Source organism: Streptococcus oralis (assembly GCF_002386345.1).
Classification (GTDB): Bacteria; Bacillota; Bacilli; order Lactobacillales; family Streptococcaceae; genus Streptococcus; species Streptococcus oralis_S.
In genome coordinates this window covers 1,624,446-1,650,329 of the sequence record NZ_CP023507.1, presented here as the reverse complement: position 1 = coordinate 1,650,329, position 25,884 = coordinate 1,624,446, and the positions used below count along the sequence as shown (strand labels likewise).

At 43.4% G+C, this 25,884-nt stretch carries 20 protein-coding genes; 17 read left to right on the top strand and 3 right to left on the bottom strand.

The window, feature by feature from the left end; all coding sequences use genetic code 11:
* Genes CO686_RS08040 through CO686_RS08020 form a run of 5 tightly spaced genes read left to right on the top strand, consistent with a single transcriptional unit; the run spans position 1 to position 4,114 of the window.
* Entirely contained in the window at positions 1 to 999 is a 999-nt protein-coding gene (locus CO686_RS08040; RefSeq protein WP_001290982.1) for a uroporphyrinogen decarboxylase family protein, read from the top strand.
* An 11-nt stretch (positions 1,000 to 1,010) separates the two neighbouring features.
* Positions 1,011 to 1,889 (top strand): transporter substrate-binding domain-containing protein, encoded by an 879-nt coding sequence (locus tag CO686_RS08035; RefSeq protein WP_049478849.1) that lies wholly within the window; start codon positions 1,011 to 1,013, stop codon positions 1,887 to 1,889.
* Between the two features lie 32 nt (positions 1,890 to 1,921).
* Positions 1,922 to 2,614 carry an amino acid ABC transporter permease gene (locus tag CO686_RS08030; protein WP_009729724.1) on the top strand — a complete coding sequence of 231 codons (693 nt, stop codon included), beginning with the start codon at positions 1,922 to 1,924 and terminating at the stop codon, positions 2,612 to 2,614.
* Between the two features lie 3 nt (positions 2,615 to 2,617).
* The gene (locus CO686_RS08025; RefSeq protein ID WP_000350563.1) at positions 2,618 to 3,340 is read left to right on the top strand and encodes an amino acid ABC transporter permease; all 723 of its coding nucleotides are present in this window, start codon (positions 2,618 to 2,620) and stop codon (positions 3,338 to 3,340) included.
* A 9-nt stretch (positions 3,341 to 3,349) separates the two neighbouring features.
* Positions 3,350 to 4,114 carry an amino acid ABC transporter ATP-binding protein gene (locus CO686_RS08020; RefSeq protein WP_096753707.1) on the top strand — a complete coding sequence of 255 codons (765 nt, stop codon included), beginning with the start codon at positions 3,350 to 3,352 and terminating at the stop codon, positions 4,112 to 4,114.
* A gap of 202 nt (positions 4,115 to 4,316) precedes the next feature.
* Here CO686_RS08020 and CO686_RS08010 read toward each other — a convergent pair whose 3' ends face one another.
* Positions 4,317 to 8,033, bottom strand: a complete 3,717-nt coding sequence (locus CO686_RS08010; RefSeq protein WP_096753706.1) for a pullulanase — start codon at positions 8,031 to 8,033, stop codon at positions 4,317 to 4,319.
* Between the two features lie 442 nt (positions 8,034 to 8,475).
* Here CO686_RS08010 and rpoB point away from each other — a divergent pair, with 442 nt between their 5' ends.
* The 10 genes from rpoB (at position 8,476) to CO686_RS07960 (ending at position 22,015) form a co-directional block, all read left to right on the top strand.
* On the top strand, positions 8,476 to 12,087 hold the full coding sequence (gene rpoB, locus CO686_RS08005) for a DNA-directed RNA polymerase subunit beta (protein ID WP_084937558.1): 3,612 nt from the start codon (positions 8,476 to 8,478) through the stop codon (positions 12,085 to 12,087).
* A gap of 32 nt (positions 12,088 to 12,119) precedes the next feature.
* Positions 12,120 to 15,785, top strand: a complete 3,666-nt coding sequence (gene rpoC / locus CO686_RS08000) for a DNA-directed RNA polymerase subunit beta' (protein WP_000228753.1) — start codon at positions 12,120 to 12,122, stop codon at positions 15,783 to 15,785.
* Between the two features lie 110 nt (positions 15,786 to 15,895).
* Positions 15,896 to 16,315, top strand: coding sequence for a nucleoside-diphosphate kinase (gene ndk, locus CO686_RS07995; protein ID WP_049501265.1), 420 nt, complete (start codon positions 15,896 to 15,898; stop codon positions 16,313 to 16,315).
* Positions 16,316 to 16,449: 134 nt separating this feature from the next.
* On the top strand, positions 16,450 to 17,073 hold the full coding sequence (locus CO686_RS07990) for a hypothetical protein (protein ID WP_049501270.1): 624 nt from the start codon (positions 16,450 to 16,452) through the stop codon (positions 17,071 to 17,073).
* An 83-nt stretch (positions 17,074 to 17,156) separates the two neighbouring features.
* Positions 17,157 to 17,600, top strand: coding sequence for a tRNA (adenosine(37)-N6)-threonylcarbamoyltransferase complex ATPase subunit type 1 TsaE (gene tsaE, locus CO686_RS07985; RefSeq protein WP_000556959.1), 444 nt, complete (start codon positions 17,157 to 17,159; stop codon positions 17,598 to 17,600).
* Entirely contained in the window at positions 17,590 to 18,111 is a 522-nt protein-coding gene (locus CO686_RS07980) for a GNAT family N-acetyltransferase (RefSeq protein WP_000455513.1), read from the top strand. Before tsaE ends, CO686_RS07980 begins: the two co-directional genes overlap by 11 nt.
* 4 nt (positions 18,112 to 18,115) lie before the next feature.
* Positions 18,116 to 19,156, top strand: a complete 1,041-nt coding sequence (lytR, locus tag CO686_RS07975; protein ID WP_000592175.1) for a glycopolymer--peptidoglycan transferase LytR — start codon at positions 18,116 to 18,118, stop codon at positions 19,154 to 19,156.
* 72 nt (positions 19,157 to 19,228) lie between these two features.
* On the top strand, positions 19,229 to 20,485 hold the full coding sequence (locus tag CO686_RS07970; protein WP_000642672.1) for a competence/damage-inducible protein A: 1,257 nt from the start codon (positions 19,229 to 19,231) through the stop codon (positions 20,483 to 20,485).
* 54 nt (positions 20,486 to 20,539) lie between these two features.
* On the top strand, positions 20,540 to 21,691 hold the full coding sequence (gene recA, locus CO686_RS07965) for a recombinase RecA (RefSeq protein ID WP_001085520.1): 1,152 nt from the start codon (positions 20,540 to 20,542) through the stop codon (positions 21,689 to 21,691).
* A 129-nt stretch (positions 21,692 to 21,820) separates the two neighbouring features.
* The gene (locus CO686_RS07960) at positions 21,821 to 22,015 is read left to right on the top strand and encodes a PspC domain-containing protein (protein WP_000415527.1); all 195 of its coding nucleotides are present in this window, start codon (positions 21,821 to 21,823) and stop codon (positions 22,013 to 22,015) included.
* Between the two features lie 131 nt (positions 22,016 to 22,146).
* Here the strand turns inward: CO686_RS07960 and CO686_RS07955 are convergent, their stop codons facing one another.
* Positions 22,147 to 22,701 carry a GNAT family N-acetyltransferase gene (locus tag CO686_RS07955; protein ID WP_001054828.1) on the bottom strand — a complete coding sequence of 185 codons (555 nt, stop codon included), beginning with the start codon at positions 22,699 to 22,701 and terminating at the stop codon, positions 22,147 to 22,149.
* Positions 22,702 to 22,810: 109 nt separating this feature from the next.
* Here CO686_RS07955 and CO686_RS07950 point away from each other — a divergent pair, with 109 nt between their 5' ends.
* The gene (locus tag CO686_RS07950) at positions 22,811 to 24,181 is read left to right on the top strand and encodes an MATE family efflux transporter (RefSeq protein ID WP_096753705.1); all 1,371 of its coding nucleotides are present in this window, start codon (positions 22,811 to 22,813) and stop codon (positions 24,179 to 24,181) included.
* Positions 24,182 to 24,277: 96 nt separating this feature from the next.
* Positions 24,278 to 24,994 carry a YebC/PmpR family DNA-binding transcriptional regulator gene (locus CO686_RS07945; protein ID WP_000532893.1) on the top strand — a complete coding sequence of 239 codons (717 nt, stop codon included), beginning with the start codon at positions 24,278 to 24,280 and terminating at the stop codon, positions 24,992 to 24,994.
* A gap of 47 nt (positions 24,995 to 25,041) precedes the next feature.
* On the opposite strand, the gene CO686_RS07940 is transcribed toward CO686_RS07945, so the two are convergent.
* Positions 25,042 to 25,746 (bottom strand): CD20-like domain-containing protein, encoded by a 705-nt coding sequence (locus tag CO686_RS07940; protein ID WP_096753704.1) that lies wholly within the window; start codon positions 25,744 to 25,746, stop codon positions 25,042 to 25,044.
* Positions 25,747 to 25,884 lie beyond the last annotated feature (138 nt).

Below are 25,884 nucleotides of genomic sequence, written 5' to 3'. Positions count from 1 at the left end.
ATGTCAGAAAAAAAAGAATGGGTTTTAAAAGCATTTAGAGGTGAAAAGGTTGATCGTGTGCCAGTTGGTTTTTGGCATCATTTCACATCAGAAGACGAATGGCTACACGGTTTCTCAAATCCAGCCATTATCGAGAAGAATATTGAGGGCCATAAGCGCTTTATCCGAGAAGTTCAGCCAGACTTTATCAAACTCATGAGTGATGGCTACTTTGCTTATCCAAATCCAGCGATTGCCAAAGGCAAATCACTTCAAGAATTGGCAACCATTCAACCACTCGGACCAGATCATGCTTGGATAAAAGAGCAGGTGGACTTGGTTAAGAAAATCAAGCAAGAATTTACAGAAGATATTGTTGCGATTTACAATATTTTTGCTCCTGTGACCTATCTCAAGTGGCTGCTTGGGGAAGTGTCTGGTGGCGATGACCTTATTGCAGACTTTCTGGTGGAAGATCCTGAAGCCCTTAAAAAGGTGTTGGATGTGATTGCAGAAGATATTGCGAGTCTCAGTCGAGCTGTCATCGAAGAGGCTGGTGCTGATGGAATCTATCTCAGCGTGCAGAGTATCCAAGATCAACGAGTGTCGGCAGCAGATTATCAAGCCGTCATTGCCCCTAGCGAGATAACGGTTCTGGAAGCAGCTAGTGCTGTTGGTGGCGTCACTGTTCTTCATATCTGTGGCTACGAGGGAGCGCGAAATGATATTCATCTTTTTGCAGACTACCCAGCCCAAGTCTTTAACTGGGCTGTAGGACCAGAGGGAATCACTCTCAAGGAAGGTCGTGAGATTTTCAAGGGACGTACGGTTCTTGGAGGATTCGAAAATGGTAAGACAGGCTTGCTGTATACTGGTAGCAAGGATGCCATTCAGGCTGAGGCAAAGAAACTAGTTGCAGAAGCTGGGGAACAGGGCTTGGTACTTGGGGCAGATTGTACCATTCCAAGTGATATCGCAGTTGAACGTATCCAGTGGGTGAGAGAAGCGCTTGAAAACTAAAGGAGAAAAAGATGAGTAAAAAAGCATGGATTATCGGTGGTGTAGCAGTTGTTGCAGTAATTGGGGCGACGATTATCGGGAGAAGTTTAGCTGGCGCTCCAGCCAAGGAGGGAGAAACAGCTTCGTCTGCTGAAGTCATAACCTTGAAGGTTGCCCATACACAAAACTATGTGCCTTATGACTTTGTCAATGAAAAAGGGGAATCAGATGGTTATGAAGTAGCTGTTTTGAAGGCTGTTGATGAGAAGTTGGCAAACTATCAATTTGAATATACGGGCACCAGTGATGACGACCTCTTGATTGGTCTGGAATCAGGCAAGTATGACATCGGAACCAAGGGAGCTTGGTACACAGATGAACGAGCTAAAAAGTTTGTCATTCCATCTGAACCAGTCGGAGCGAGCATCATCGGATTTACTGTCAGAAAAGAAGATGAACAGAAATACAAAACCATTGATGACTTTGCTAAGAATAAAGGGAAATTGGTTCCTATCTCTCCACAGAATGCTCAATGGAATGTTATCACCAGCTACAATGAAAAACATCAGGATGCACCGATTGAGCTAACAGCAGCTGAATCTTTTAAAGTGGCAGATGCCTATGCCTGGGTCTTGGAAGGACGTTATGACGCCTTCTTTGATATCAAACTGTCCTTTGAAAAAGCAGTTACCGCAGAAGATGGCCCTTACCACCAATATGCGGATAAACTCAGCTGGTTCCCATACAAGGGTATTCCAACTTATCCCTTGATTCACCGTGATGAAAAGGGTGAGCAATTCGCTAAGGAATACGAAAAAGCAATCAAAGAGTTGAAAGAAGATGGTACGCTTGCTAAGCTATCTCAGCAATACTTTAAAGAAGATGTCTTTAGTTACGTAGACAAAGACTAGACCAAAAATTCCAAGACTAGAAAGGGTTTTGCATGGTTTCTTATGATTTTTCCAAGGTCTTTCAGTTTTTACCGACCTTATGGCAGGCACTTCCTATGACCTTGTCCATTCTCTTTTTTACCACTCTTCTTGGTTCCCTTTTTGGAGGTCTCTTGGCCTGGGCGCAAGTAGGAGAAGACAAGAGTTTTGCAGCGATTTCCAAAGGCTATATCTTTACCCTACGTTGTACACCGCCGATTGTCTTGCTTTTTCTAGTCTTTTATGGCTTGCCAGAATTTCTGAAATGGTGGCTTGGTTTGGATATCAACAACTGGTCTAAAACTATTTTTGTTCTCCTGACGATGATTCTCTTGTTTGCGGCTATTGTTGCCGAGGTTTTCAAGGCGAGCTATCAAGCTATTCCAAAGGGGCAGACAGAGGCCGGGCTTAGTATTGGTTTGACTCCAAGTCAGACTTTTTGGAGAATCATTTTTCCCCAAGCTTTTCAAGTTGCTCTTCCCAATATAACGACCGCTATTCTCAATCTCATGCGGGATGCTGCCTTGGCTTATACGATTGGTTTTGTTGATGTTATGGGGGCAGGCAATCTCTTGATTAGTCGCAATTTAGGGAACTACTCTCTGGAAACCTATACGGCAGTTGCACTTCTTTACTGGGGGATTGCCTTGGTTATTTCTAGCTTGAGTCGTTTGCTTGAGAAGTCTTTGGAAACAAAAGGGAGGTAAGAAATGGATATAGACTATATTGTAAAGACCTTTCTGGAGACCTTGAAGGGTGTGCCAATCACCTTGATTATCATGATTGTGGCTATGGTCTTAAGCTTTTTACCGGCTCTATTTTTAGCCTTGGGGCAGATTTACAAGGTTCGAGGTGTGAGGAGTTTTTCTCTGGTCTATCTGGCCTTCATCCGAGCGACTCCTCCGATTTTATTGATTCTCTTCTTTTATAGTTTGTTTCCAAGTTTGCTGAATCAATTTCTCAAAAGCATAGGAAGTGACTTTGATATTTTCAAGCTTGATCCTCTCTACTATGCTTTTATCATTTATAGTTTGATGACAGTCGGGAGTTTGTCGGAGATTTTGCGTTCAGCTATCTTGACGGTGGACAAGGGACAACTAGAGGCAGCGCATGCGATTGGCTTGACTACGACCCAGGCCTATCTAAGGATTGTTTTTCCTCAAGCCTTGCGCTCAGCCTTGCCTAACTTGGCCAATCTGGTAATCAATATCGTCAAAGGGACCTCCCTGGTCTTTGTTATGACTATCAAGGACATCACCGCTATTGCTCGTGTAGAAGCGTCCTACGGTTACCAGTATTTTGAGTCTTATTTTGTGATCTTTTTGCAGTATATTTTGATCTGTGGTTTGATTCAGTGGGGCTTCTCCCTACTGGAAAAAGGCTATGTGAAAAAAGAAAAAAGTGCAAAAGCATCTAGTGCGCGTTTTGTATAGGAGGACAGGATGTTACAAGTAGAACATATCGCAAAAACATTTGGTGAGAGGCAGGTGCTGGAGGATGTCAATCTCCAGGTCAACAAAGGGGATGTCGTCGTTATCTTAGGGCCATCAGGTTCGGGGAAAACGACCTTTCTCCGTTGTCTCAACCACTTAGAAAAAGCTGATAGTGGCCGTTTGACCTTGGCAGGAAAAACCTATGACTTATCCAAATTGAGCAAGAAAGACATTCTAGAAATTCGCCAAAAAACAGCCTTTGTTTTCCAGCACTACAATCTTTTTGCGAATAAAACTGCTCTGGAAAATATTCTAGAAGGCCTAATCGTCGCTCGTAAAGTTCCCAAGGAAGAAGCGCTCAAACGTGCAGAATCTGCCTTGGAAAAAGTTGGTTTACTTGCCTATAAAGACTACTACCCTTCACAACTATCTGGAGGACAACAACAACGAATAGGAATTGCGCGTGCCATTGCCGTCAAGCCCGAGGTCATTTTGCTAGATGAACCAACATCAGCACTAGACCCTGAGTTGGTTGGAGATGTTTTGGATGTTCTGAAACAGTTGGCGGGAGAAGGTGTGACCATGGTTGTCGTCACGCATGAGATGGGATTTGCTAGAGATGTCGCAAACCACGTTATTTTCATGGATGGAGGCCGTATCGTAGAGGAGAACAATCCCCACGATTTCTTTAGTCGTCCACAAGAAGAACGAACCAAGCAGTTCCTGGCTCGTATCTTATCAGATGCCACCTATAGTGTAGAATATATGATTTGATAGCTAAGTATATCATAAAAACAACACCCCATGACTAGAAGATTCTTCTGACCATGGGGTGTTTTCTCTATAGGAGGGCTAGGTTATACACCTCGAAAATCTCTTTAAACCAGGTCAGCTTCGCCTTATCTACAAGCTCAAAGCTGTGCTTTGAGTAGCCTGCGATTAGCTTACTAGTTTACCCTTTGATTTTCATTGAGTATTATTTCTTTTTCTTGTTTTTTATCAACCATCCAAGTCCGAGAAGGGCAAGGATACTGAATCCAGCAAGGGCAAGGAGGGATTTGTTCTCAGTTCCTGTGTTTGGAAGGAGATTCTGAGAGTGAGCCTCTGCAGCGGTTTCTTGAGTTTCAGGATTGGCTGCTAGGCTTTGAGCTTGGCCTTGTTCTTGTTCGACTTCCAAGCTAGAAAGGTCAAATTCTGGTTTTTCTTCCACAGCTGGAGCGACAATGGCACCACCTTGAGACAAGCGGAGAACGACAGCAGTGAGAGCGTTCAATTTCAAGCCTTTTTCAGTCCATTCGAGACCTTGAGGTTTAGCGATTCCTACTGGTCCGGCTTGATTTTCATCTGCCAGGACTTCAGCCTTTCTCAAGTGGGCAAAGGCAGTTCCTAGAGTAAATTCACGAGCCTTGTCATCCGCATTGACAAAGACAGCGTAGACATCACCGTTTGGAGCAGTGATTTGGTAGCCGATGGTCACATCTTCTTTTTCAACGCCATTTTGTCCTGGGACAGTAATGAGGTGGACGCGCTCTTTGATGTCTTGCAGACTCTTGAGTCGGAAGGCATCTGTCGATTGACGAAGGGCGATCAATCCTTTCATGTAGTTACGGCTCTTGACATTTTCAGGATATGCTTTGCCATCTGTTGCCTTGGTCCAATCAAACTTGTTGACAGCATCACTAGAGTCGTAAGAGTCATGGATAAAGTAAGGATAGACAAATGGCTTGCCGTCCTTGTCGCGCAACAAGTGAGACTTGTTTGGAACCTTATCCTCTGAGACAGGATTCTTATAGGCTGGATCAAGGAATTGTTTGGTACGTCCGTATTCCTGACCAGAGTGGATAAACGGAGTTCCTTGAGCGGTCAAGACCATGAGGTTTCCAAGTCGCAAACGGCGATGAATCTCAGCGTAGTTTTCAGCCTTGCTTGGGTCTTTTTTGATAGACTGAGCAATAATGTCAAAGAGGGTCAAGTTATCATGGGCCGCGATATACTGGATAACATCTCCAGGGTTGTCTGCTTCAAAGTTGGTTGGTTGGGCAATGAGATTTTTAAAGATGGTATTGATATCGCGTTTGCCACCTGTGATAAAGGCAGGTTGACCTTCGTTTGGATAGCCAGACTTGAGGTTGTTACGGATGTCGTCTGAAAAGACAGCAACAGTATCTGTTTTCTTCATCCAATCTTGGTCAGCAGGTTGTACAGGCGTATTTTCATCACCAGTATAGGTTCTCCAGCCTTCACCTAGCATGATAAGATTTGGATTGAGGGCGCGTGCAGCTTTGTACGCTTCTTCGATAGAAGCTGCATCGTGGTCACCCATCATATCGAAGCGGAAACCATCTACTTTGTAGGTTTCAACCAGATACTTGATGGAGTCTACCAAGACACGTTTAGACATGTAGTGGGTAGTTCCCAAACGGCCACCTCCAAAGCTGGTACGAGGAGTTCCGTCTGCATCCATAAAGTGGTAGTAGTTTGGCTCAATATCCTCAAAAATATCAACATTGGCAGTATGGTTGTAGACCACATCCAAGATAGCCCCCATGCCACGTTTGTGGATTTCGTTGATGAGGTTTTTGAATTCTGCGATACGTTTTTCTGGATCCTTAGGATCGCTTGAGTACATACCAGTCAAGGAGAAGTAGTTTTGAGGGTCATATCCCCAGTTGTAGTTGCTGTTGCTTGAAGCGTAGGCAGACAAACGTTCATGGTTTTTCAATTCATTGACAAAGTAGTAAGACAAGACTGGAAGGAGCTGGATGTGGGTCACACCCAAGTCTTTGAGATAGTCCAGTTTTTCGATAAAGGCTTCAAAGGTACCAAAAGGCTTGGTCAAGTCTTTTGCGATGGCAGGATCCGAAGTGAAGTCACGTACATGAGCTTCGTAGATAACGGCATCTTCACGTGATTTGAAGTTACGAATCTTTCCATAGGTCAAGTCTTGCGGACCTAACTTCGCTGGATCGACAAAGGCAGCTTTAGCGACCTTATGAGCGGTATCTGTTTTTGCTAGGTCACTGTTCCAAGCCGCTAATGATTTGGCATAAGGGTCAAGAACGAGGACAGTTTTACCTTGGCGCTCGATTTGGTAGTGGTAGTAGTAGCCAGTGTAGTTGCTGATACCGAGACCAGAGTTTGCATCCAGAGTTTGTTTCCAGGTTCCTTTTTCTCCTTTTTCAAGGGCGACAGTTCCAACTACTTTTTCAGGGTCTTTCTTGTCATAGACAACAACGGAAACCTTATCAGCACTTGGAGACCAGAGGGTGAGGTCAACACGCTTGCCATCTTCTTTTAGAGTTGCGCCGAGTGGACCATCGTAACTGTAGGATTCATCCTTGAGGCGCCAGCTTGAACGTGTGGTAAAGCGGTCTGAATTGTAGCTGACAGTGTAAGGGTGTTGAGTGTCAGAGAAGTCGCCGATGTAGGTCACTTTTTTACCTGCCTCATCCACTTCCACGTCTGTGATAGTTACTTTATTCCCTTGGTAATCAGTGATGCTGGAGTGTTTGAGGATGTCGTCTTTCTTAGCTCCAACTAGGGTAGAAAAACTGCTTTCGATACGAGATTTAGCCACGTGTTGGGCACCAGTCATGCGGATATCGTGCACATAGTAGGGGTTGGTGTAGATGGTTTCGTCATCATCTTTGAGGAAAATCTGACTGTGATTTTTTAGATCAGTGAATTTATAATCTTCTTTTCTGATTTTCACATCATCGCCTTTCTTGCTTTCGTCTAGTAATAAAAATCCAAATTCTCTCGCAGCTTCATTGAGTGGAATGTCAATGTAACGTCCATATTTTCCAGTTGCGGTAAAGTCAGTACCGTCAGGCCATTCTCCACTGCTTGGGTTTTTGACATCGCCCCAATACCAAAGAGATTTTTTGTCGTAGTTCCCGTCGGTGCGGTAGTAGTTGACACGAATAGTTCCTGCTGGCTGAGGGCGGTAGTTGTATACCTTGTAGTTTTCATCTAGCCAGGCCTCATTCATTTTTGGAGAGAGGCGCTCTACAGAACGGTCTCCCGTCAGGTTATCCCCCTTGGTATTGTTGATGAGGAAGCTGACTTTCTTGGCTTGCTCATTTTTGAGTTTGACATCTAGATAATAGCCGTAGTCATCTTGCTTGGCATCCTTGAAGGACTTGGCTCCATTGGGCCAGTTTTCAGACGGCTTTTCAACATCGTCCCAAGTCCAAAGACCTTGAGAATCTTTGTTCTCTTCAGGGAGTTTTTTTACATGGATACGGAAGTGGTTGTCTGCGATGGGTTCTTCAGAGGATGTGTCAGCTTGTGGTTTTTGTTCTGAAGTTGGCGTTGCAGTGCTAGTATCTACTTTCTCTTCCTTGCTGTTAGCCTGGCTTGTAGTAGCATCTTCTGTTTTGGGTGTTTCTGGCGCTGTAGTAGTTTCCACAGCTGGAGCTTCTTTTTTAGAATCAAGGGAAGCGTTTGCATTCTTTTGTTCAGAAATAGGCGTTTCCTTTTGAGTTTGACTCGTTTCAGTCTCAGTAGGGGCCTTGGTCACAGCGCTGGTATTTTCCTGAGTTTGAGGCAGGTTTTCGTTAGCCGAAATAGTTGGCATTGTAGCAGAAAGCAGGACAATGCTAGCACCAATAAGGACAGAACCAGTTCCGTTCTTCAAGGAACGGATACCATAAATCATTTTTTTCTCAGTTTGAGATGGGATCTTTTTCATCACAATTCTCCTTGTGTAGTTGTTCTCTATCAGTATAGCACGAGGTAAACATTAGTGCAAGCGTTTTCCTAAATTTTAAGAGAAAATATAATGCTTCATTCTCTTGAAATTTTAAAATAATATATAGGAAAAGATTGTTTAAAAAAATAGTAAAAAACCTTGAAAAATCTAGCTAAATAAGGTATAATATGAGTAATCATTTGTCGTAGGTTTTGTCTGAAATATTGTCCAGACAAGGCTCACAGCAGTTAAATCTTCTGAAAAAGTCAGATTTAGCTGCTCTTTTTGTGCTTTTTTTCAGGTTTTTGAGTGCTTGTAACAAAAATTTAAAGATTCTGAAAATTCGTCAAAGGGACACGGTGATAGGGGTTTTAAAAACCATATGACGATTAGAAAAGCCTGATTGACAAGGCTTGGAATTTATTTACAAAGGAGAATCATCTTGGCAGGACATGACGTTCAATACGGGAAACATCGTACCCGTCGTAGTTTTTCAAGAATCAAAGAAGTTCTTGACTTACCAAATTTGATTGAAATTCAAACGGATTCATTCAAAGATTTCCTAGATCACGGTCTTAAGGAAGTATTTGAAGATGTATTGCCAATTTCAAACTTCACAGACACAATGGAGTTGGAATTTGTTGGCTATGAAATCAAGGAACCAAAATACACGCTAGAAGAAGCTCGTATCCACGATGCTAGCTACTCAGCACCAATTTTTGTAACCTTCCGCTTGATCAATAAAGAAACAGGCGAAATCAAGACCCAAGAAGTCTTCTTTGGTGATTTCCCAATCATGACCGAAATGGGTACTTTCATCATCAATGGTGGTGAACGTATTATCGTTTCTCAGTTGGTCCGCTCACCAGGTGTTTACTTTAACGACAAAGTAGACAAGAACGGTAAAGTAGGCTACGGTTCTACTGTTATCCCTAACCGTGGAGCTTGGTTGGAACTTGAAAGCGACTCAAAAGACATCGCTCATACTCGTATCGACCGTACTCGTAAGATTCCATTTACGACCTTGGTTCGTGCGCTTGGTTTCTCTGGTGATGATGAAATCTTTGATATCTTTGGTGACAGCGAATTGGTTCGCAATACTGTTGAAAAAGATATCCACAAGAATCCAATGGACTCTCGTACAGACGAAGCCTTGAAAGAAATCTACGAACGCCTTCGTCCAGGTGAGCCTAAGACTGCTGAAAGCTCACGTAGCTTGCTTGTAGCTCGTTTCTTTGACCCACGCCGCTACGATTTGGCAGCTGTTGGTCGTTACAAGATCAATAAAAAACTCAACGTTAAAACACGCTTGCTCAACCAAACCATCGCTGAGCCATTGGTAGATCCTGAAACTGGTGAAATCTTGGTAGAAGCTGGTACCGTTATGACTCGTAGCGTGATTGAAAGTATCGAGAGTCACTTGGATGGAGACTTGAACAAAATCGTTTATATTCCAAACGATGCAGCTGTTTTGACAGAACCAGTTGTGCTTCAAAAATTCAAGGTTGTTGCTCCAACGGATCCAGACCGTGTTGTAACCATCATCGGAAATGCCAATCCAGACGACAAGGTTCGTGTTGTAACTCCTGCGGATATCCTTGCAGAGATGAGCTACTTCCTTAACTTGGCAGAAGGTATCGGACGTGTGGATGATATCGACCACCTTGGAAACCGTCGTATCCGTGCAGTTGGTGAATTGCTTGCCAACCAAGTACGTCTTGGACTTTCTCGTATGGAACGTAATGTCCGTGAACGCATGTCTGTTCAGGACAATGAAGTTTTAACACCACAACAAATCATCAACATCCGTCCTGTAACAGCTGCAGTTAAAGAATTCTTTGGTTCATCACAGTTGTCACAGTTCATGGACCAACACAACCCGCTTTCTGAGTTGTCTCACAAACGTCGTTTGTCAGCCTTAGGACCTGGTGGTTTGACACGTGACCGTGCAGGATATGAAGTACGTGACGTGCACTATACTCACTATGGTCGTATGTGTCCAATCGAGACACCTGAAGGACCTAACATCGGTTTGATCAATAACTTGTCATCTTACGGACACTTGAATAAGTATGGATTTGTTCAAACACCATACCGTAAGGTTGACCGTGAAACAGGTGTAGTCACAAACGAAATCGTTTGGTTGACAGCCGATGAAGAAGATGAATTTACTGTAGCGCAGGCCAACTCTCGCCTCAACGAAGACGGTACTTTTGCTGAGAAAGTTGTCATGGGACGTCACCAAGGGGTCAACCAGGAGTACCCAGCAGAAGTGGTTGACTATATGGACGTGTCACCAAAACAGGTAGTTGCCGTTGCGACAGCATGTATTCCTTTCTTGGAAAACGATGACTCCAACCGTGCCCTTATGGGTGCCAACATGCAACGTCAGGCTGTGCCTTTGATTGATCCAAAAGCACCTTACGTTGGTACTGGTATGGAATACCAAGCAGCTCATGATTCTGGAGCGGCTGTTATTGCTCAGTATGATGGTAAAGTTACATACGCAGATGCTGACAAGGTAGAAGTACGCCGCGAAGATGGTTCATTGGACGTTTACCACATCCAAAAATTCCGTCGTTCAAACTCAGGTACTGCTTATAACCAACGTACACTTGTTAAAGTTGGCGATGTCGTTGAAAAAGGCGACTTTATCGCTGACGGACCTTCTATGGAAAAAGGGGAAATGGCGCTTGGACAAAACCCGATCGTTGCCTACATGACATGGGAAGGTTACAACTTCGAGGATGCCGTTATCATGAGCGAACGCTTGGTCAAAGACGATGTCTACACATCTGTCCACCTCGAAGAATATGAATCAGAAACGCGCGATACAAAGCTTGGGCCTGAAGAAATTACTCGTGAAATTCCAAACGTTGGGGAAGATGCTCTTAAAGACCTTGACGAAATGGGTATTATCCGTATCGGTGCAGAGGTTAAAGAAGGGGACATCCTTGTAGGTAAAGTCACACCTAAGGGTGAGAAAGACCTTTCAGCTGAAGAACGTCTCTTGCACGCTATCTTCGGAGACAAGTCTCGTGAAGTGCGTGATACTTCTCTTCGAGTACCTCACGGTGCCGATGGTGTCGTTCGTGATGTTAAGATCTTTACACGTGCAAATGGTGATGAGTTGCAATCAGGTGTTAACATGCTGGTTCGCGTCTACATCGCTCAAAAACGTAAGATCAAGGTCGGAGATAAGATGGCCGGACGTCACGGAAACAAAGGGGTTGTCTCTCGTATCGTTCCTGTAGAAGACATGCCTTACCTTCCAGACGGAACTCCAGTCGACATCATGTTGAATCCACTTGGGGTACCATCACGTATGAATATCGGTCAGGTTATGGAACTTCACCTTGGTATGGCAGCCCGTACTCTTGGTATCCACATCGCAACACCAGTCTTTGACGGAGCAAGTTCTGAAGACCTTTGGGACACTGTTAAAGAAGCAGGTATGGATAGCGATGCCAAAACAATCCTTTACGATGGACGTACAGGTGAGCCGTTTGACAACCGTGTATCAGTTGGTGTCATGTACATGATCAAACTCCACCACATGGTTGATGATAAATTGCACGCGCGTTCAGTCGGACCATACTCAACTGTTACCCAACAACCACTTGGAGGTAAAGCTCAGTTTGGTGGACAACGTTTCGGTGAGATGGAAGTTTGGGCTCTTGAAGCCTACGGTGCGTCAAATGTTCTCCAAGAAATCTTGACTTACAAGTCTGACGATATCAACGGACGTTTGAAAGCTTATGAAGCTATTACAAAAGGAAAACCAATTCCAAAACCAGGTGTTCCAGAATCCTTCCGAGTTCTTGTCAAAGAATTGCAATCTCTTGGTCTTGACATGCGTGTCCTTGACGAAGATGACCAAGAAGTGGAACTTCGCGACTTGGATGAAGGAATGGACGAAGATGTCATCCACGTAGATGACCTTGAAAAAGCCCGCGAAAAAGCAGCCCAAGAGGCTAAAGCAGCCTTTGAAGCTGAAGAAGCTGAGAAAGCAACAAAAGCGGAAGCAACAGAAGAAGCTGCTGAACGAGAATAAGCAGCTCACTTAGAATAGAAAGGGAAGAAATAGTGGTTGATGTAAATCGTTTTAAAAGTATGCAAATCACCCTAGCTTCTCCAAGCAAAGTCCGTTCATGGTCTTATGGAGAAGTCAAAAAACCTGAAACAATCAATTACCGTACCTTGAAACCAGAACGTGAAGGACTCTTTGACGAAGTCATCTTTGGTCCTACAAAAGACTGGGAATGTGCTTGTGGTAAGTACAAACGCATTCGCTACAGAGGGATTGTTTGTGACCGCTGTGGGGTTGAAGTAACGCGTACGAAAGTTCGTCGTGAGCGTATGGGGCACATCGAGTTGAAAGCTCCTGTATCTCACATCTGGTATTTCAAGGGGATTCCAAGCCGTATGGGCTTGACCCTTGATATGAGTCCTCGTGCCCTCGAGGAAGTTATCTACTTTGCGGCTTATGTGGTGATTGATCCGAAGGATACACCGCTTGAGCACAAGTCTATCATGACAGAGCGCGAATACCGTGAGCGCTTGCGTGAGTATGGTTATGGTTCATTTGTTGCCAAAATGGGTGCCGAAGCTATCCAAGACCTCTTGAAACAAGTAGATCTTGAAAAAGAAATTGCTGAACTCAAAGAAGAGTTGAAAACAGCTACTGGACAAAAACGTGTCAAAGCCATCCGTCGTTTGGATGTTTTGGATGCCTTTTACAAGTCTGGGAACAAACCTGAATGGATGATTCTCAACATCCTTCCAGTTATTCCACCAGATCTTCGTCCAATGTTGCAGTTGGATGGTGGCCGTTTTGCCTCATCTGACTTGAATGACCTTTACCGCCGTGTTATCAACCGTAATAACCGTTTGGCTCGTTTGCTTGAGTTGAACGCACCAGGTATCATCGTTCAAAATGAGAAGCGTATGCTTCAAGAAGCGGTTGACGCTTTGATTGACAACGGTCGTCGTGGTCGTCCAATCACAGGACCAGGTAGCCGTCCACTGAAATCATTGAGCCACATGCTTAAAGGGAAACAAGGGCGCTTCCGTCAAAACTTGCTCGGAAAACGTGTTGACTTCTCAGGACGTTCCGTTATCGCCGTTGGTCCAACTCTTAAGATGTACCAATGTGGTGTGCCACGTGAAATGGCGATTGAGCTCTTTAAACCATTTGTGATGCGTGAAATCGTTGCGCGCGACATCGTGCAGAACGTCAAAGCGGCTAAACGCTTGGTGGAACGCGGAGACGAACGTATCTGGGATATTCTTGAAGAAGTAATCAAAGAACACCCAGTACTTTTGAACCGCGCACCGACCCTTCACCGTTTGGGGATCCAAGCCTTCGAGCCAGTCTTGATTGATGGTAAGGCTCTTCGCTTGCACCCACTTGTCTGTGAAGCCTATAATGCCGACTTTGACGGGGACCAAATGGCCATCCACGTACCGCTTTCAGAAGAAGCTCAAGCAGAAGCTCGTATCTTGATGTTGGCTGCTGAGCATATCTTGAACCCGAAAGATGGTAAACCAGTTGTTACTCCATCTCAGGACATGGTTTTGGGTAACTACTACTTGACCATGGAAGAAGCTGGTCGTGAAGGGGAAGGAATGGTCTTCAAAGACCGTGACGAAGCGGTTATGGCTTACCGTAATGGTTATGTTCACCTCCACTCACGTGTTGGTATTGCAACAGACAGCCTTAACAAACCATGGACAGAAGAGCAAAAACACAAGGTCTTGCTGACAACAGTTGGTAAAATCCTCTTCAACGACATCATGCCAGAGGGTCTGCCTTACTTGCAAGAACCAACAAATGCCAACTTAACAGAAGGTGTTCCAGCTAAATACTTCTTGCCACTAGGTGGAGATATCAAGGAAGCAATCAGTAATCTTGAACTCAACCCTCCATTCAAGAAGAAAAATCTTGGAAATATCATCGCTGAAATCTTCAAACGTTTCCGTACGACAGAAACTTCTGCCCTACTTGACCGCATGAAGAACCTCGGATACCACCACTCAACTCTTGCAGGTTTGACAGTGGGTATTGCCGATATCCCAGTCGTTGAAGACAAGGCTGAAATCATCGAAGAATCACACAAACGTGTAGAACAAATCACCAAACAATTCCGTCGTGGTATGATCACAGACGACGAGCGCTACAACGCTGTTACAGCTGAATGGCGTGCAGCCCGTGAAAAATTGGAGAAACGTTTGGTTGCCAACCAAGATCCTAAGAACCCAATCGTTATGATGATGGACTCTGGAGCTCGTGGTAACATTTCAAACTTCTCACAGCTTGCCGGTATGCGTGGTCTGATGGCCGCTCCGAACGGACGTATCATGGAATTGCCAATCCTTTCAAACTTCCGCGAAGGTTTGTCAGTACTCGAAATGTTCTTCTCAACTCACGGTGCCCGTAAAGGTATGACCGATACGGCCCTTAAGACAGCCGACTCAGGTTACTTGACTCGTCGTTTGGTTGACGTTGCCCAAGATGTGATCATCCGTGAGGACGATTGTGGAACAGACCGTGGTCTCTTGATCCGCTCTATCGCAGAAGGAAAAGAGATGATCGAGTCTCTCGAAGAACGTCTCAATGGTCGTTATACTAAGAAAACTGTTAAACATCCAGAAACTGGTGCAGTGATCATCGGTCCAAATGAGTTGATTACGGAAGACAAGGCGCGTGAAATTGTCAATGCTGGTGTGGAAGAAGTGACTATCCGCTCTGTATTTACATGTAACACTCGTCATGGCGTCTGCCGTCACTGTTACGGTATCAACTTGGCGACTGGTGATGCGGTTGAAGTTGGTGAAGCAGTTGGTACAATCGCTGCCCAATCTATCGGGGAACCTGGTACACAGCTTACAATGCGTACCTTCCACACGGGTGGGGTTGCCTCAAATACCGATATCACTCAGGGTCTTCCTCGTGTCCAAGAAATCTTTGAAGCCCGCAATCCTAAAGGGGAAGCGGTCATCACAGAGGTCAAAGGACAAGTTACAGCTATCGAAGAAGACGCGTCAACTCGTACCAAGAAAGTCTTTGTTAAGGGTGAAACTGGCGAAGGTGAGTACGTGGTTCCATTTACAGCACGTATGCGTGTCGAAGTTGGAGACCAAGTCTCTCGCGGTGCAGCATTGACAGAAGGTTCTATCCAACCAAAACGTCTCCTTGCTGTTCGTGATGTCTTGTCAGTTGAAACCTACCTCCTCGGTGAAGTACAAAAAGTTTACCGTAGCCAAGGGGTAGAAATCGGTGACAAACACATCGAGGTAATGGTTCGTCAAATGATCCGTAAAGTTCGTGTCATGGATCCAGGTGACACAGATCTTCTTATGGGTACTCTCATGGACATCAACGACTTTACAGATGCCAACAAGGATGTTCTTATCGCAGGTGGAGTTCCAGCGACTGGTCGTCCAGTTCTTATGGGAATCACCAAAGCCTCACTTGAAACAAATAGTTTCTTGTCAGCGGCTTCCTTCCAGGAAACAACTCGTGTCCTTACAGATGCAGCCATCCGTGGTAAGAAAGATCATCTCCTTGGACTCAAGGAAAATGTTATCATCGGTAAGATCATCCCAGCTGGTACTGGTATGGCTCGCTACCGTAACCTTGAACCACAAGCTATCAATGAAGCAGAATATCTGGCTCCAGAACAAGAAGAGGCAGAACTTGCTCCTGTAGAGGAAGTTGTGGAAATCCAAGTTGAAGAAACAGTAGAATAAAAGCAAACAAGAGAACCTTTGGGTTCTCTTTGCTTTATTTCAGAAAATTTTCCAACTTTTTCATAAAGTATGGTAGAATAGAAGAACTAAAATGCCAAGGAGGTGTCCATATGGAACAAACATTCTTTATCATTAAGCCAGATGGTGTGAAAAGAGGGCTGGTCGGCGAAATTCTGCAAAGAATGGAACAACGAGGTTTCAAACTCGAAAAATTAGAGCTACGCTCAACAGTTTCAGAAGCTTTGATTGACCAACACTATCAAGACTTGGTTGAAAAAAGTTTTTATCCTCCTATCCGTCAGTTTATGACCTCAGGACCAGTAGTGGTGGGCATTCTATCAGGTCCGAAAGTGATTGAAACTTGGCGGACCATGATGGGTGCTACTCGTCCAGAAGAAGCTCTGCCAGGAACTATCCGAGGAGATTTTGCCAAGGCTGCAGGAGACAATCAAGCCATTCAAAATGTAGTTCATGGCTCCGATTCTGAAGCTTCTGCAAAACGTGAAATTGCTCTCTGGTTTAAGGATTAGACTGGTAAAAGAACAGCTCTGTGCACAACAGAGCTGTTTTTTGGTCAGTTGAGCACAAAAAATGGACACTTGAGGCGGAAACAATCATTTCAAACTCCTCACAAGGTATAATCCCATATAGGGAGGGAAAAGAAATGGTAAAATCAATTCGCCTATTGTTGTTGATTGCAGTCATCCAGATTAGTTTTAGTAGTTGTCTATTATGGAAAGAATCCTTTTTATCTTTAAAACAGACCAATGCTTATTTTTTGATTTTGATAGTAGGAATTTCTGTTCTTTGTGCTGGGATAAATTATTTCCATACAGCAGACCAGTCTAGACATAGTATTTTACATGTTCAAAAGAAAGTGAGTCTGGTTTATTGCCTCCTTTTAGTAGTCAATCTTCTGGCAACCTGTCTGGTTCTCTCAGAAAGCATCCAGACCACTAGCAAATTGCAGCAGGAATTGGTTGACCTCTTTTTACCCTCCTTCTTTTTCTTGCTAGGAGTAGATCTATTGATTTTCTTACCTTTTGATAAAATTTTCCGCGATATAGAAAATCACCTAAATAAAAAGAAAACAGTCGTCATTTCCGTTCTAGCCACGTTGGTTTTCTTGAGGAATCCTTTAGTGATTTCCTCGATTCTCCTTTATATCAGTATTGGTTTTCTATGCGCACGTTTCCTTTTTCCCAAATGTATCCAAAGGGAAATCTCCTTTTATGGACACCTGATTCGGGATATCCTGTTTGTTTTTTCAATAGTTGTATTCTTTTAAGTGGAGGAGAATTTTTCAAAATTGTTATAGTAAGTCCATAAAGAAAATTCACACAAAAGAAAACTTTTTGGTATAATAGTAGCATGCACACAAAAAATGAAGAAGAGCTTCTAGCTCTCGGAGAAAGATTAGGTCATTTGCTTCAAAAAGACGATGTTCTGATCTTGACTGGAGAGTTGGGTGCGGGTAAAACAACCTTTACAAAGGGCCTTGCTAAGGGCTTGGATATCCGTCAAATGATTAAAAGTCCAACCTATACCATTGTCAGAGAGTACGAAGGGCGTTTGCCACTTTACCACTTGGATGTCTACCGTATCGAAGGTGATGCTGATTCTATTGACTTGGATGAGTTTCTCTTCGGTGGTGGTGTGACTGTTATTGAGTGGGGGCATCTTTTGGGTGAAGATTTACCAGATTCTTACTTGGAGTTGGAAATTTTGAAAGAAGCTGAGGGTCGTTGTCTTCATTTTACAGCTCATGGCTCTCGGGCTGAACAACTCATCAAGGAGCTTCAAGATGGAGTATGAGTTGTGTATTCGTGAGGCAGAGATTTCAGATGCTACAGCCTTAATTGCATTTTTAGATTGTGTCGGTCAAGAGACGGATTTTACCAGCTTGGATGAAAATGGTATCATGATGACAGCTTCTGAAATGGCTCTTTTTATCGAAAAACAAGCTGCATCAGAGAATCAAATTACTCTCCTCGCCTTACTGAATGATGAGATTGCAGGAGTCTTAAATATCACAGCAGACCAACATTTAAGAGTTCGACATATCGGTGATGTTTTTCTAGCAGTTCGAAAGAAATTCTGGAACCAAGGCTTGGCGACTATACTTCTAGAAGAAGGCATCGAGTGGGCTAAATCCAGTGGTGTCTTGTGCCGTTTGCAACTCAGTGTACAAAAACGAAACGAGGCTGCGATCCACCTCTATTCAAAAATGGGATTTATCACAGAAGGATTACAAGAAAGAGGAGCCTATTTAGCAGAAGGGATATTTTTAGATGTTTGTCTTATGGGCAAGCTGATAAATGAATAACGAGATGATTAAAAAATTAATTGGAATGGTGCTAGGTTTCCTAGCAGTAACAGTTTTAGGTGTAGCGGTTTATGGCTATACCATCTACCAACAGGGAACAGAAACCCTAAGTAAAAAGACTTACAAAAAAATCGGGGAAGAAACCAACGTTATCGAAGCGACGGAGCCTCTGACTATCCTCTTGATGGGGGTAGATACGGGAAATGTGGAACGTACAGACCCGTGGGCGGGAAATAGTGATTCCATGATTCTCTTGACGGTTAATCCCAAAACAAAGAAAACCACAATGATGAGTTTGGAACGGGATATTTTGACCAAGATTGAGACTGGAAACGGTCAAGTTCAGGAAGCCAAACTCAATGCGGCCTATGCTAATGGTGGTGCGGAACTTGCAATTTCTACTATTCAAAAGATGATGAATATCCACATTGACCGCTATGTGATGGTTAACATGCAGGGGCTTCAACAATTGGTGGATGCAGTTGGTGGAATTACCGTCAACAATACACTCGGTTTCCCAATTTCGATTGCTGACCAAGAGGAGTTTAATAAGATTTCCATCGGTGTTGGAGAACAAACTTTGAATGGTGAGGAAGCCTTGGTGTATTCACGGATGCGTTACCAAGACCCTGAAGGAGACTATGGTCGTCAAAAACGTCAACGTGAAGTTATTCAAAAAATCGTTGAGAAGGTTTTGAGCCTAAACAGTGTGAGCCATTATCAAGGTATCCTCAAAGCTTTGAGTGATAACATGCAGACCAATGTGGACTTGTCAGCTAAGAGCATTCCACAATTGCTCGGCTATCAAGATTCTTTCAAGAATATCGAAACGCATCAATTGCGTGGGGAAGATGCTGAGCTACAGGGAATTTCTTATCAGATTGTCACTTCAGAACATATGCTCGAGATGCAAAATCTCTTGCGTAGTTCGCTAGGTAAAGAGCCAGTGACAGAATTGGAAACCAATGCGGTACTGTACGAAACAGCCTTTGGTCGGACAGCTCCTTCAACCAGTACGAACGCTTCAAACGAAGAAGCAGAATAAGAAAAGAATCAAATCGTGGGAAATTTCCTGCGATTTTTTCAAAAAAATTCGAATAGATAAGTAGGAGGAAACATGAAAGCAGAAATTATTGCTGTCGGAACAGAAATTTTAACAGGGCAGATTGTCAATACCAATGCTCAGTTTTTATCAGAGAAACTAGCCGAAATCGGGGTAGATGTCTATTTCCAAACTGCTGTTGGAGATAATGAAGCTCGTCTTTTGTCCTTGCTGGAGATTGCGAGCCAACGTAGTAATCTTGTGATTTTGACAGGGGGCTTGGGACCAACTGAGGATGATTTGACCAAACAAACCCTGGCAAAATTTTTAGGAAAAGATCTAGTGTTTGACCCTCAAGCGCAAGAGAAACTGGATATTTTCTTTGCTCATAGACCTGACTATGCTCGGACACCGAATAATGAGCGCCAAGCCCAAATTGTAGAAGGGGCGACTCCACTGCCAAATGAGACAGGTTTAGCAGTAGGAGGGGTGTCGGAAGTGGATGGCGTGACCTACGTGGTCCTCCCGGGACCACCTAGTGAATTGAAACCTATGGTCTTAAATCAACTCTTACCTAAGTTAATGACTGGTACCAAGTTATACTCACGTGTGCTCCGTTTCTTTGGAATTGGGGAGAGTCAGTTGGTGACCATTTTGGCGGATTTGATTGACCATCAAACCGATCCGACTTTGGCGCCGTATGCCAAAACAGGAGAAGTGACCTTGCGCTTGTCTACAAAAGCAGTTAGTCAAGAAAAGGCTGATCAAGCGCTGGATATCTTAGAAAATCAAATCTTGAGTCGCCAAACTTTCGAGGGAATTTCTTTACGAGACATCTGTTACGGATATGGGGAAGAAACCAGCCTCGCAAGTGTCGTTGTAGAAGAGCTAAAGAAGAGACAGAAAAGCATTACTGCGGCAGAAAGCTTGACGGCAGGTCTCTTTCAAGCGACATTAGCAGACTTTTCGGGCGTTTCAGCAATCTTTAATGGCGGTTTTGTCACTTACAGCCTAGAAGAAAAGTCCAAGATGTTGGATATTTCCGAGCAAGAGCTAAAAGAACACGGGGTTGTTTCTGAGTTTACGGCTCGAAAAATGGCAGAGCAGGCACGGATCAAGACTCAGTCTGATTATGGAGTCAGTCTGACAGGTGTAGCTGGGCCAGATAGCCTAGAGGGTCATCCAGCTGGTACAGTTTTTATTGGACTGGCACATGCCAAAGGGACAGAGGTGATCAAGGCTAATATCGCAGGACGGAGTCGAGCAGATGTCCGACATATTGCGGTCATGCATGCCTTTAACCTAGTTCGCAAGGCTTTATTAAGTGACTAAATTTTGGTATAATAAAAGATAGGTCTAAGGACCAGTAGAATATAGGAGAACAAAATGGCGAAAAAACCAACAAAAAAATTAGATGAAATTGGGAAAAAATTTGGAGCAGACCGTGAAAAAGCATTGAACGATGCTCTTAAATTGATCGAAAAAGACTTTGGTAAAGGCTCAATCATGCGCTTGGGTGAGCGCGCGGAGCAAAAAGTTCAAGTGATGAGCTCAGGCTCATTGGCTCTGGACATTGCTCTTGGTTCAGGTGGTTATCCTAAAGGACGTATCATCGAAATCTATGGACCAGAATCATCTGGTAAGACAACGGTTGCCCTTCACGCTGTTGCGCAAGCACAGAAAGAAGGTGGTATTGCAGCCTTTATCGATGCGGAACATGCTCTTGACCCAGCCTATGCTGCAGCCCTTGGTGTGAACATTGACGAATTGCTCTTGTCACAACCAGACTCAGGAGAGCAAGGTCTTGAAATTGCTGGAAAATTGATTGACTCAGGTGCAGTTGACCTTGTCGTTATCGACTCGGTTGCGGCCCTTGTACCTCGTGCGGAAATTGATGGGGATATTGGAGATAGTCACGTTGGTTTGCAAGCTCGTATGATGAGCCAGGCCATGCGTAAACTTGGTGCTTCTATCAATAAAACCAAAACAATTGCCATCTTTATCAACCAATTGCGTGAAAAAGTTGGAGTCATGTTTGGAAATCCAGAAACAACACCTGGTGGACGTGCTTTGAAATTCTACGCTTCAGTCCGTTTGGATGTTCGTGGAAGCACACAAATCAAGGGAACTGGTGATCAAAAAGATACCAATGTCGGTAAGGAAACCAAGATCAAGGTCGTGAAAAACAAGGTAGCTCCACCATTTAAGGAAGCCTTTGTTGAAATCATGTACGGAGAAGGAATTTCTAAGACTGGTGAGCTCTTGAAGATTGCAAGTGATCTCGATATCATCCAAAAAGCGGGAGCATGGTACTCTTACAAGGGTGAAAAAATCGGACAAGGATCTGAAAATGCTAAGAAATACTTGGCGGATCACCCAGAAATCTTTGATGCCATTGACCACCAAGTCCGTGTTCAATATGGTTTGATTGAAGATGAAGAAAGAACAACTCCTACCTCTGTTGCAGAAGATTTAGCACCTAACCAAGAAGTAACACTTGACCTAGGCGACGGACTCGAAATCGAAATTGAAGATTAAAAATAAAAGAGGAGAAGTCTTTCTCTGCTTTTTATGTTTAAATATTAAGTCTCCATAAGCTTCAAAAGCGTAATAAAAGAGTATTTAATCAAAAAAATTAAATCATTCTATAAAAAGGAGACTACTATAATGGAAAAACGCCTTGTTCGAAACGTACAAGACAAAAAGATTGCTGGTGTTTGTGCTGGTATCGGTGACTACTTTAACATGGACCACACACTTGTTCGTGCACTTTGGATTATCTTCACCCTACTTGGTGGTTCTGGAATCTTAGCTTATGCTATTCTCTACTTCCTTCTTCCGGAAGGCAATGCAGAAGCTTAAGCCATAGAGAGAATAAAAGTTTATTCTGATCAGTTGAAAATAAAAAATGCATGTAATCGTAGATTACATGCATTTTTATATGTAGCTTCTATCGAAAAAGAGAGGTTCTTCACTGGATGGATAAGTCCTGTTTAATGGTCACTAAAACGACGATACTCTATATGAAAGTCAAAATAATGTTCATTCTGTAGCTTTTGGAAGATGTCGCGATAGGCTTCTTCGTCAAAATAGTCGCCACGGTAGAGAATTTCAAAACTCAAACCTTCGTACTCTAGAAAAGCATTGGCTGTTTTGAAACCATTTTGGCGGTAGAAGTCCATGCGTGCCTTTCTCTGCTCCAAGTTATCGCATTCTTCGTCCAATCGCTCGACTTCCAATAACATGGTTCGCTGGTAAAAATCAGTCAGCTTTTCGATGATTTCTTTTCCATATCCGTGGCTTCTCAAGTGGGGCATGATGGCAAAAAAGCTGATATAAAAAGCTTTTTGATTGGAGATGGCAAAAGCAAAGCCGACAAACTCTTCTTGGTTATAAAAGGCAAAAAAGTGAGCGTCTTCTCGGTCCTGATAGCGCAAGAACTCGGATAGAGGGACTCGTTCTTCCTTGGGGAAAGCTTCCTTGTTTAGCTTTTCAACCTTATCCAGATCGGGAAATGCATCGGTTATTAATTGACTGGTCAAATTCATAAATGACCTCCTTTTCTTGATTATAGCAAATTGTCTCTCTGTAAGCAATTGATTGCAAACTTAGTGATAGAGCCTTGTCGCTCCTTTAGAAAGCTGATATAATAGCTTTATGAATAAGAAACGATCCGTGGACTTGATACATGGTCCTATTCTTCCTGCGCTGTTAAGCTTTGCCTTTCCAATCTTGCTGTCAAATATTTTCCAACAGCTCTATAATACAGCTGACGTCTTGATTGTTGGACGATTTCTTGGTCAAGATTCCTTGGCAGCAGTAGGGGCGACAACTGCCATTTTTGACTTGATTATAGGCTTTACGCTTGGTGTTGGCAATGGCATGGGGATCGTCATTGCCCGCTATTATGGGGCTCGGAATTTTACAAAGATCAAGGAAGCAGTAGCAGCTACCTGGATTTTAGGTGCTCTTTTGAGCATTGTGGTCATGCTGATGGGATTTGTCGGTCTGTATCCACTCTTGCAATATTTAGATACTCCTGCAGAAATCCTTCCTCAGTCCTATCAATATATTTCTATGATTGTGACCTGTGTAGGCGTCAGCTTTGCCTATAATCTCTTTGCAGGTTTGTTGCGGTCCATTGGAGACAGTCTAGCAGCTCTTGGATTTCTGATTTTTTCTGCCTTGGTCAATGTGGTTCTGGATTTGTATTTCATTACGCAACTGCATCTGGGAGTTCAATCCGCAGGGCTTGCTACCATCATTTCGCAAGGCTTATCAGCTGTTCTCTGCTTTTATTATATCCGTAAGAGTGTTCCAGAACTGCTTCCTCAACTCAAGCATTTTAAATGGGACAAGGCCTTGTACGCGGATCTTTTAGAGCAAGGTTTGGCTATGGGTTTGATGAGTTCCATTGTGTCTATCGGTAGTGTGATTTTACAATCTTCGGTCAATACTTTTGGAGCTGTGATTATTAGTGCCCAAACAGCAGCTCGACGCATTATGGCTTTTGCTCTCCTTCCGATGACGGCTATTTCTTCTGCTATGACGACCTTTGCCTCTCAAAATCTCGGGGCCAAGCGACCAGACCGCATTGTTCAAGGTCTTGGTATTGGGAGTCGTTTGAGCATGTCCTGGGCAGGTTTTGTTTGTATTTTCCTCATTTTTGCTAGTCCGACCTTGGTTTCCTTCTTGGCCAGTTCAACAGATACTTACTTGGTAGAAAACGGTAGTCTCTACCTGCAAATCAGTTCAGTCTTTTATCCGATTTTGAGCCTTTTGCTGATTTATCGCAATTGCTTGCAGGGATTGGGTCAGAAAGTCCTCCCTCTAGTTTCTAGCTTTATAGAACTAATCGGGAAAATCGTTTTTGTGGTTTTGATTATCCCTTGGGCGGGCTATAGGGGAGTCATCCTCTGTGAACCTCTTATCTGGGTTGCCATGACCACCCAACTGTACTTTTCACTTTTCCGCCATTCCCTGATAAAAGAAGGCAAGGAAATCTTGGTAGTTAAAGGACAATCCTAGCTGGATTTGCTGAATAAAATCCATTTCCTCTAGTGAAAATCGAAAAAACTTGTGTTATAATAAGAAAGATTAAAATGTGAAAAAAGGAGATTCCTAATGGGACGTAAATGGGCCAATATCGTAGCCAAGAAAACGGCTAAAGATGGAGCTAACTCTAAAGTATATGCAAAATTTGGTGTAGAAATCTATGTAGCAGCTAAAAAAGGGGATCCAGACCCAGAATCAAACACTGCTTTGAAATTCGTTATCGACCGTGCTAAACAAGCCCAAGTGCCAAAACACGTTATCGATAAAGCGATTGATAAAGCAAAAGGAAACACAGACGAAACCTTTACAGAAGGACGTTATGAAGGTTTTGGACCAAATGGTTCTATGTTGATTGTAGATACTTTGACTTCTAACGTCAACCGTACAGCAGCCAATGTCCGTGCTGCCTTTGGTAAAAACGGCGGAAACATGGGTGCTTCTGGTTCAGTTTCTTACCTCTTTGACAACAAGGGGGTTATCGTATTTGCTGGTGAAGATGCGGATGCAGTCTTTGAGCAATTGCTCGAAGCAGATGTGGATGTGGACGATGTAGAAGCAGAAGAAGGAACAATCACGGTTTACACAGCTCCAACAGACCTTCACAAGGCTATCGTTGCCCTTCGTGAGTCTGGCATCGAAGAATTCCAAGTGACTGAATTGGAAATGATTCCTCAGTCTGAAGTGGAATTGTCGGGTGATGACCTTGAAACCTTTGAAAAACTTTACAGCGTTCTTGAAGACGACGAAGACGTACAAAAGATCTACACAAACGTAGATGGATTCTAATAGAAAAACGAACAGTTTTACTAGCTGTTCGTTTTTTATATTGGAGCTTAGACTCTACTTTCAGAATCGTTTTGTTGCTTGCTTTTTCCTTGACCTAGACCAACTGCATGTTTTTGGACCAGCAAGAGCTGCCCGTTGTCATCTTTTGCAAAAGTTAGGGTAACAGTCTTGATTTTGTCACCAATGGAGAGATAGGTGACTTTTCTCGTATTGTAACCCCCAATAGTGGAGTCAAACTCGGAGTCTGGTAGTCCGTGTTTTTTAATAATATCCTTGTAGTTGGTACCACCCTTTCCTTTGTTGTCAAGGTCACCTTCGATTAAGGCGTCGAACTCTTTTTGGGTCCAAGTGAAGTTATCGTCTTCTTCCTCCTCTGGGATGGAATAGGCGCTATCATCTGTCAAGTCGCTTTCTTCTTCGCGTTCCATTGAGGCACTCGCCTCGCTGTAGGAACGGTTAAACTCCCTGACAAACTCTTTGTAGACATTAGCGTACAGTACCTGGGTCGTAAAGAAAAGTACAATAGAAGCAATTGACAGAGCTGTTCCGATAATGGCCATGGTTTTTCGTTTTTTGAGGTTGACGATAAGGCCGATAATCCCCAAGATAAATGCGACGATGGCGATGAAAAATGATAGATAGTTAATAAATGGGATCCAGGATCCTAAAAGTGCGATGGCTCCAAAAATAGTTGCTAAGATTCCTAAAACTCTTTGTTCTTCTGGTTTCATTTGAAAGTTTTCTCCCTTCATCGAGTGAATGGATTTCTATCCACAGTAGTTAGTGCTTATTATAGAAAAAATATTGCCTAATGTCAATTTAAACCAAGATAGTTCTCATAGAAACTTTTTTCTTGACATCTTTTCTGAAAATGATAAAATAGTTCTCAT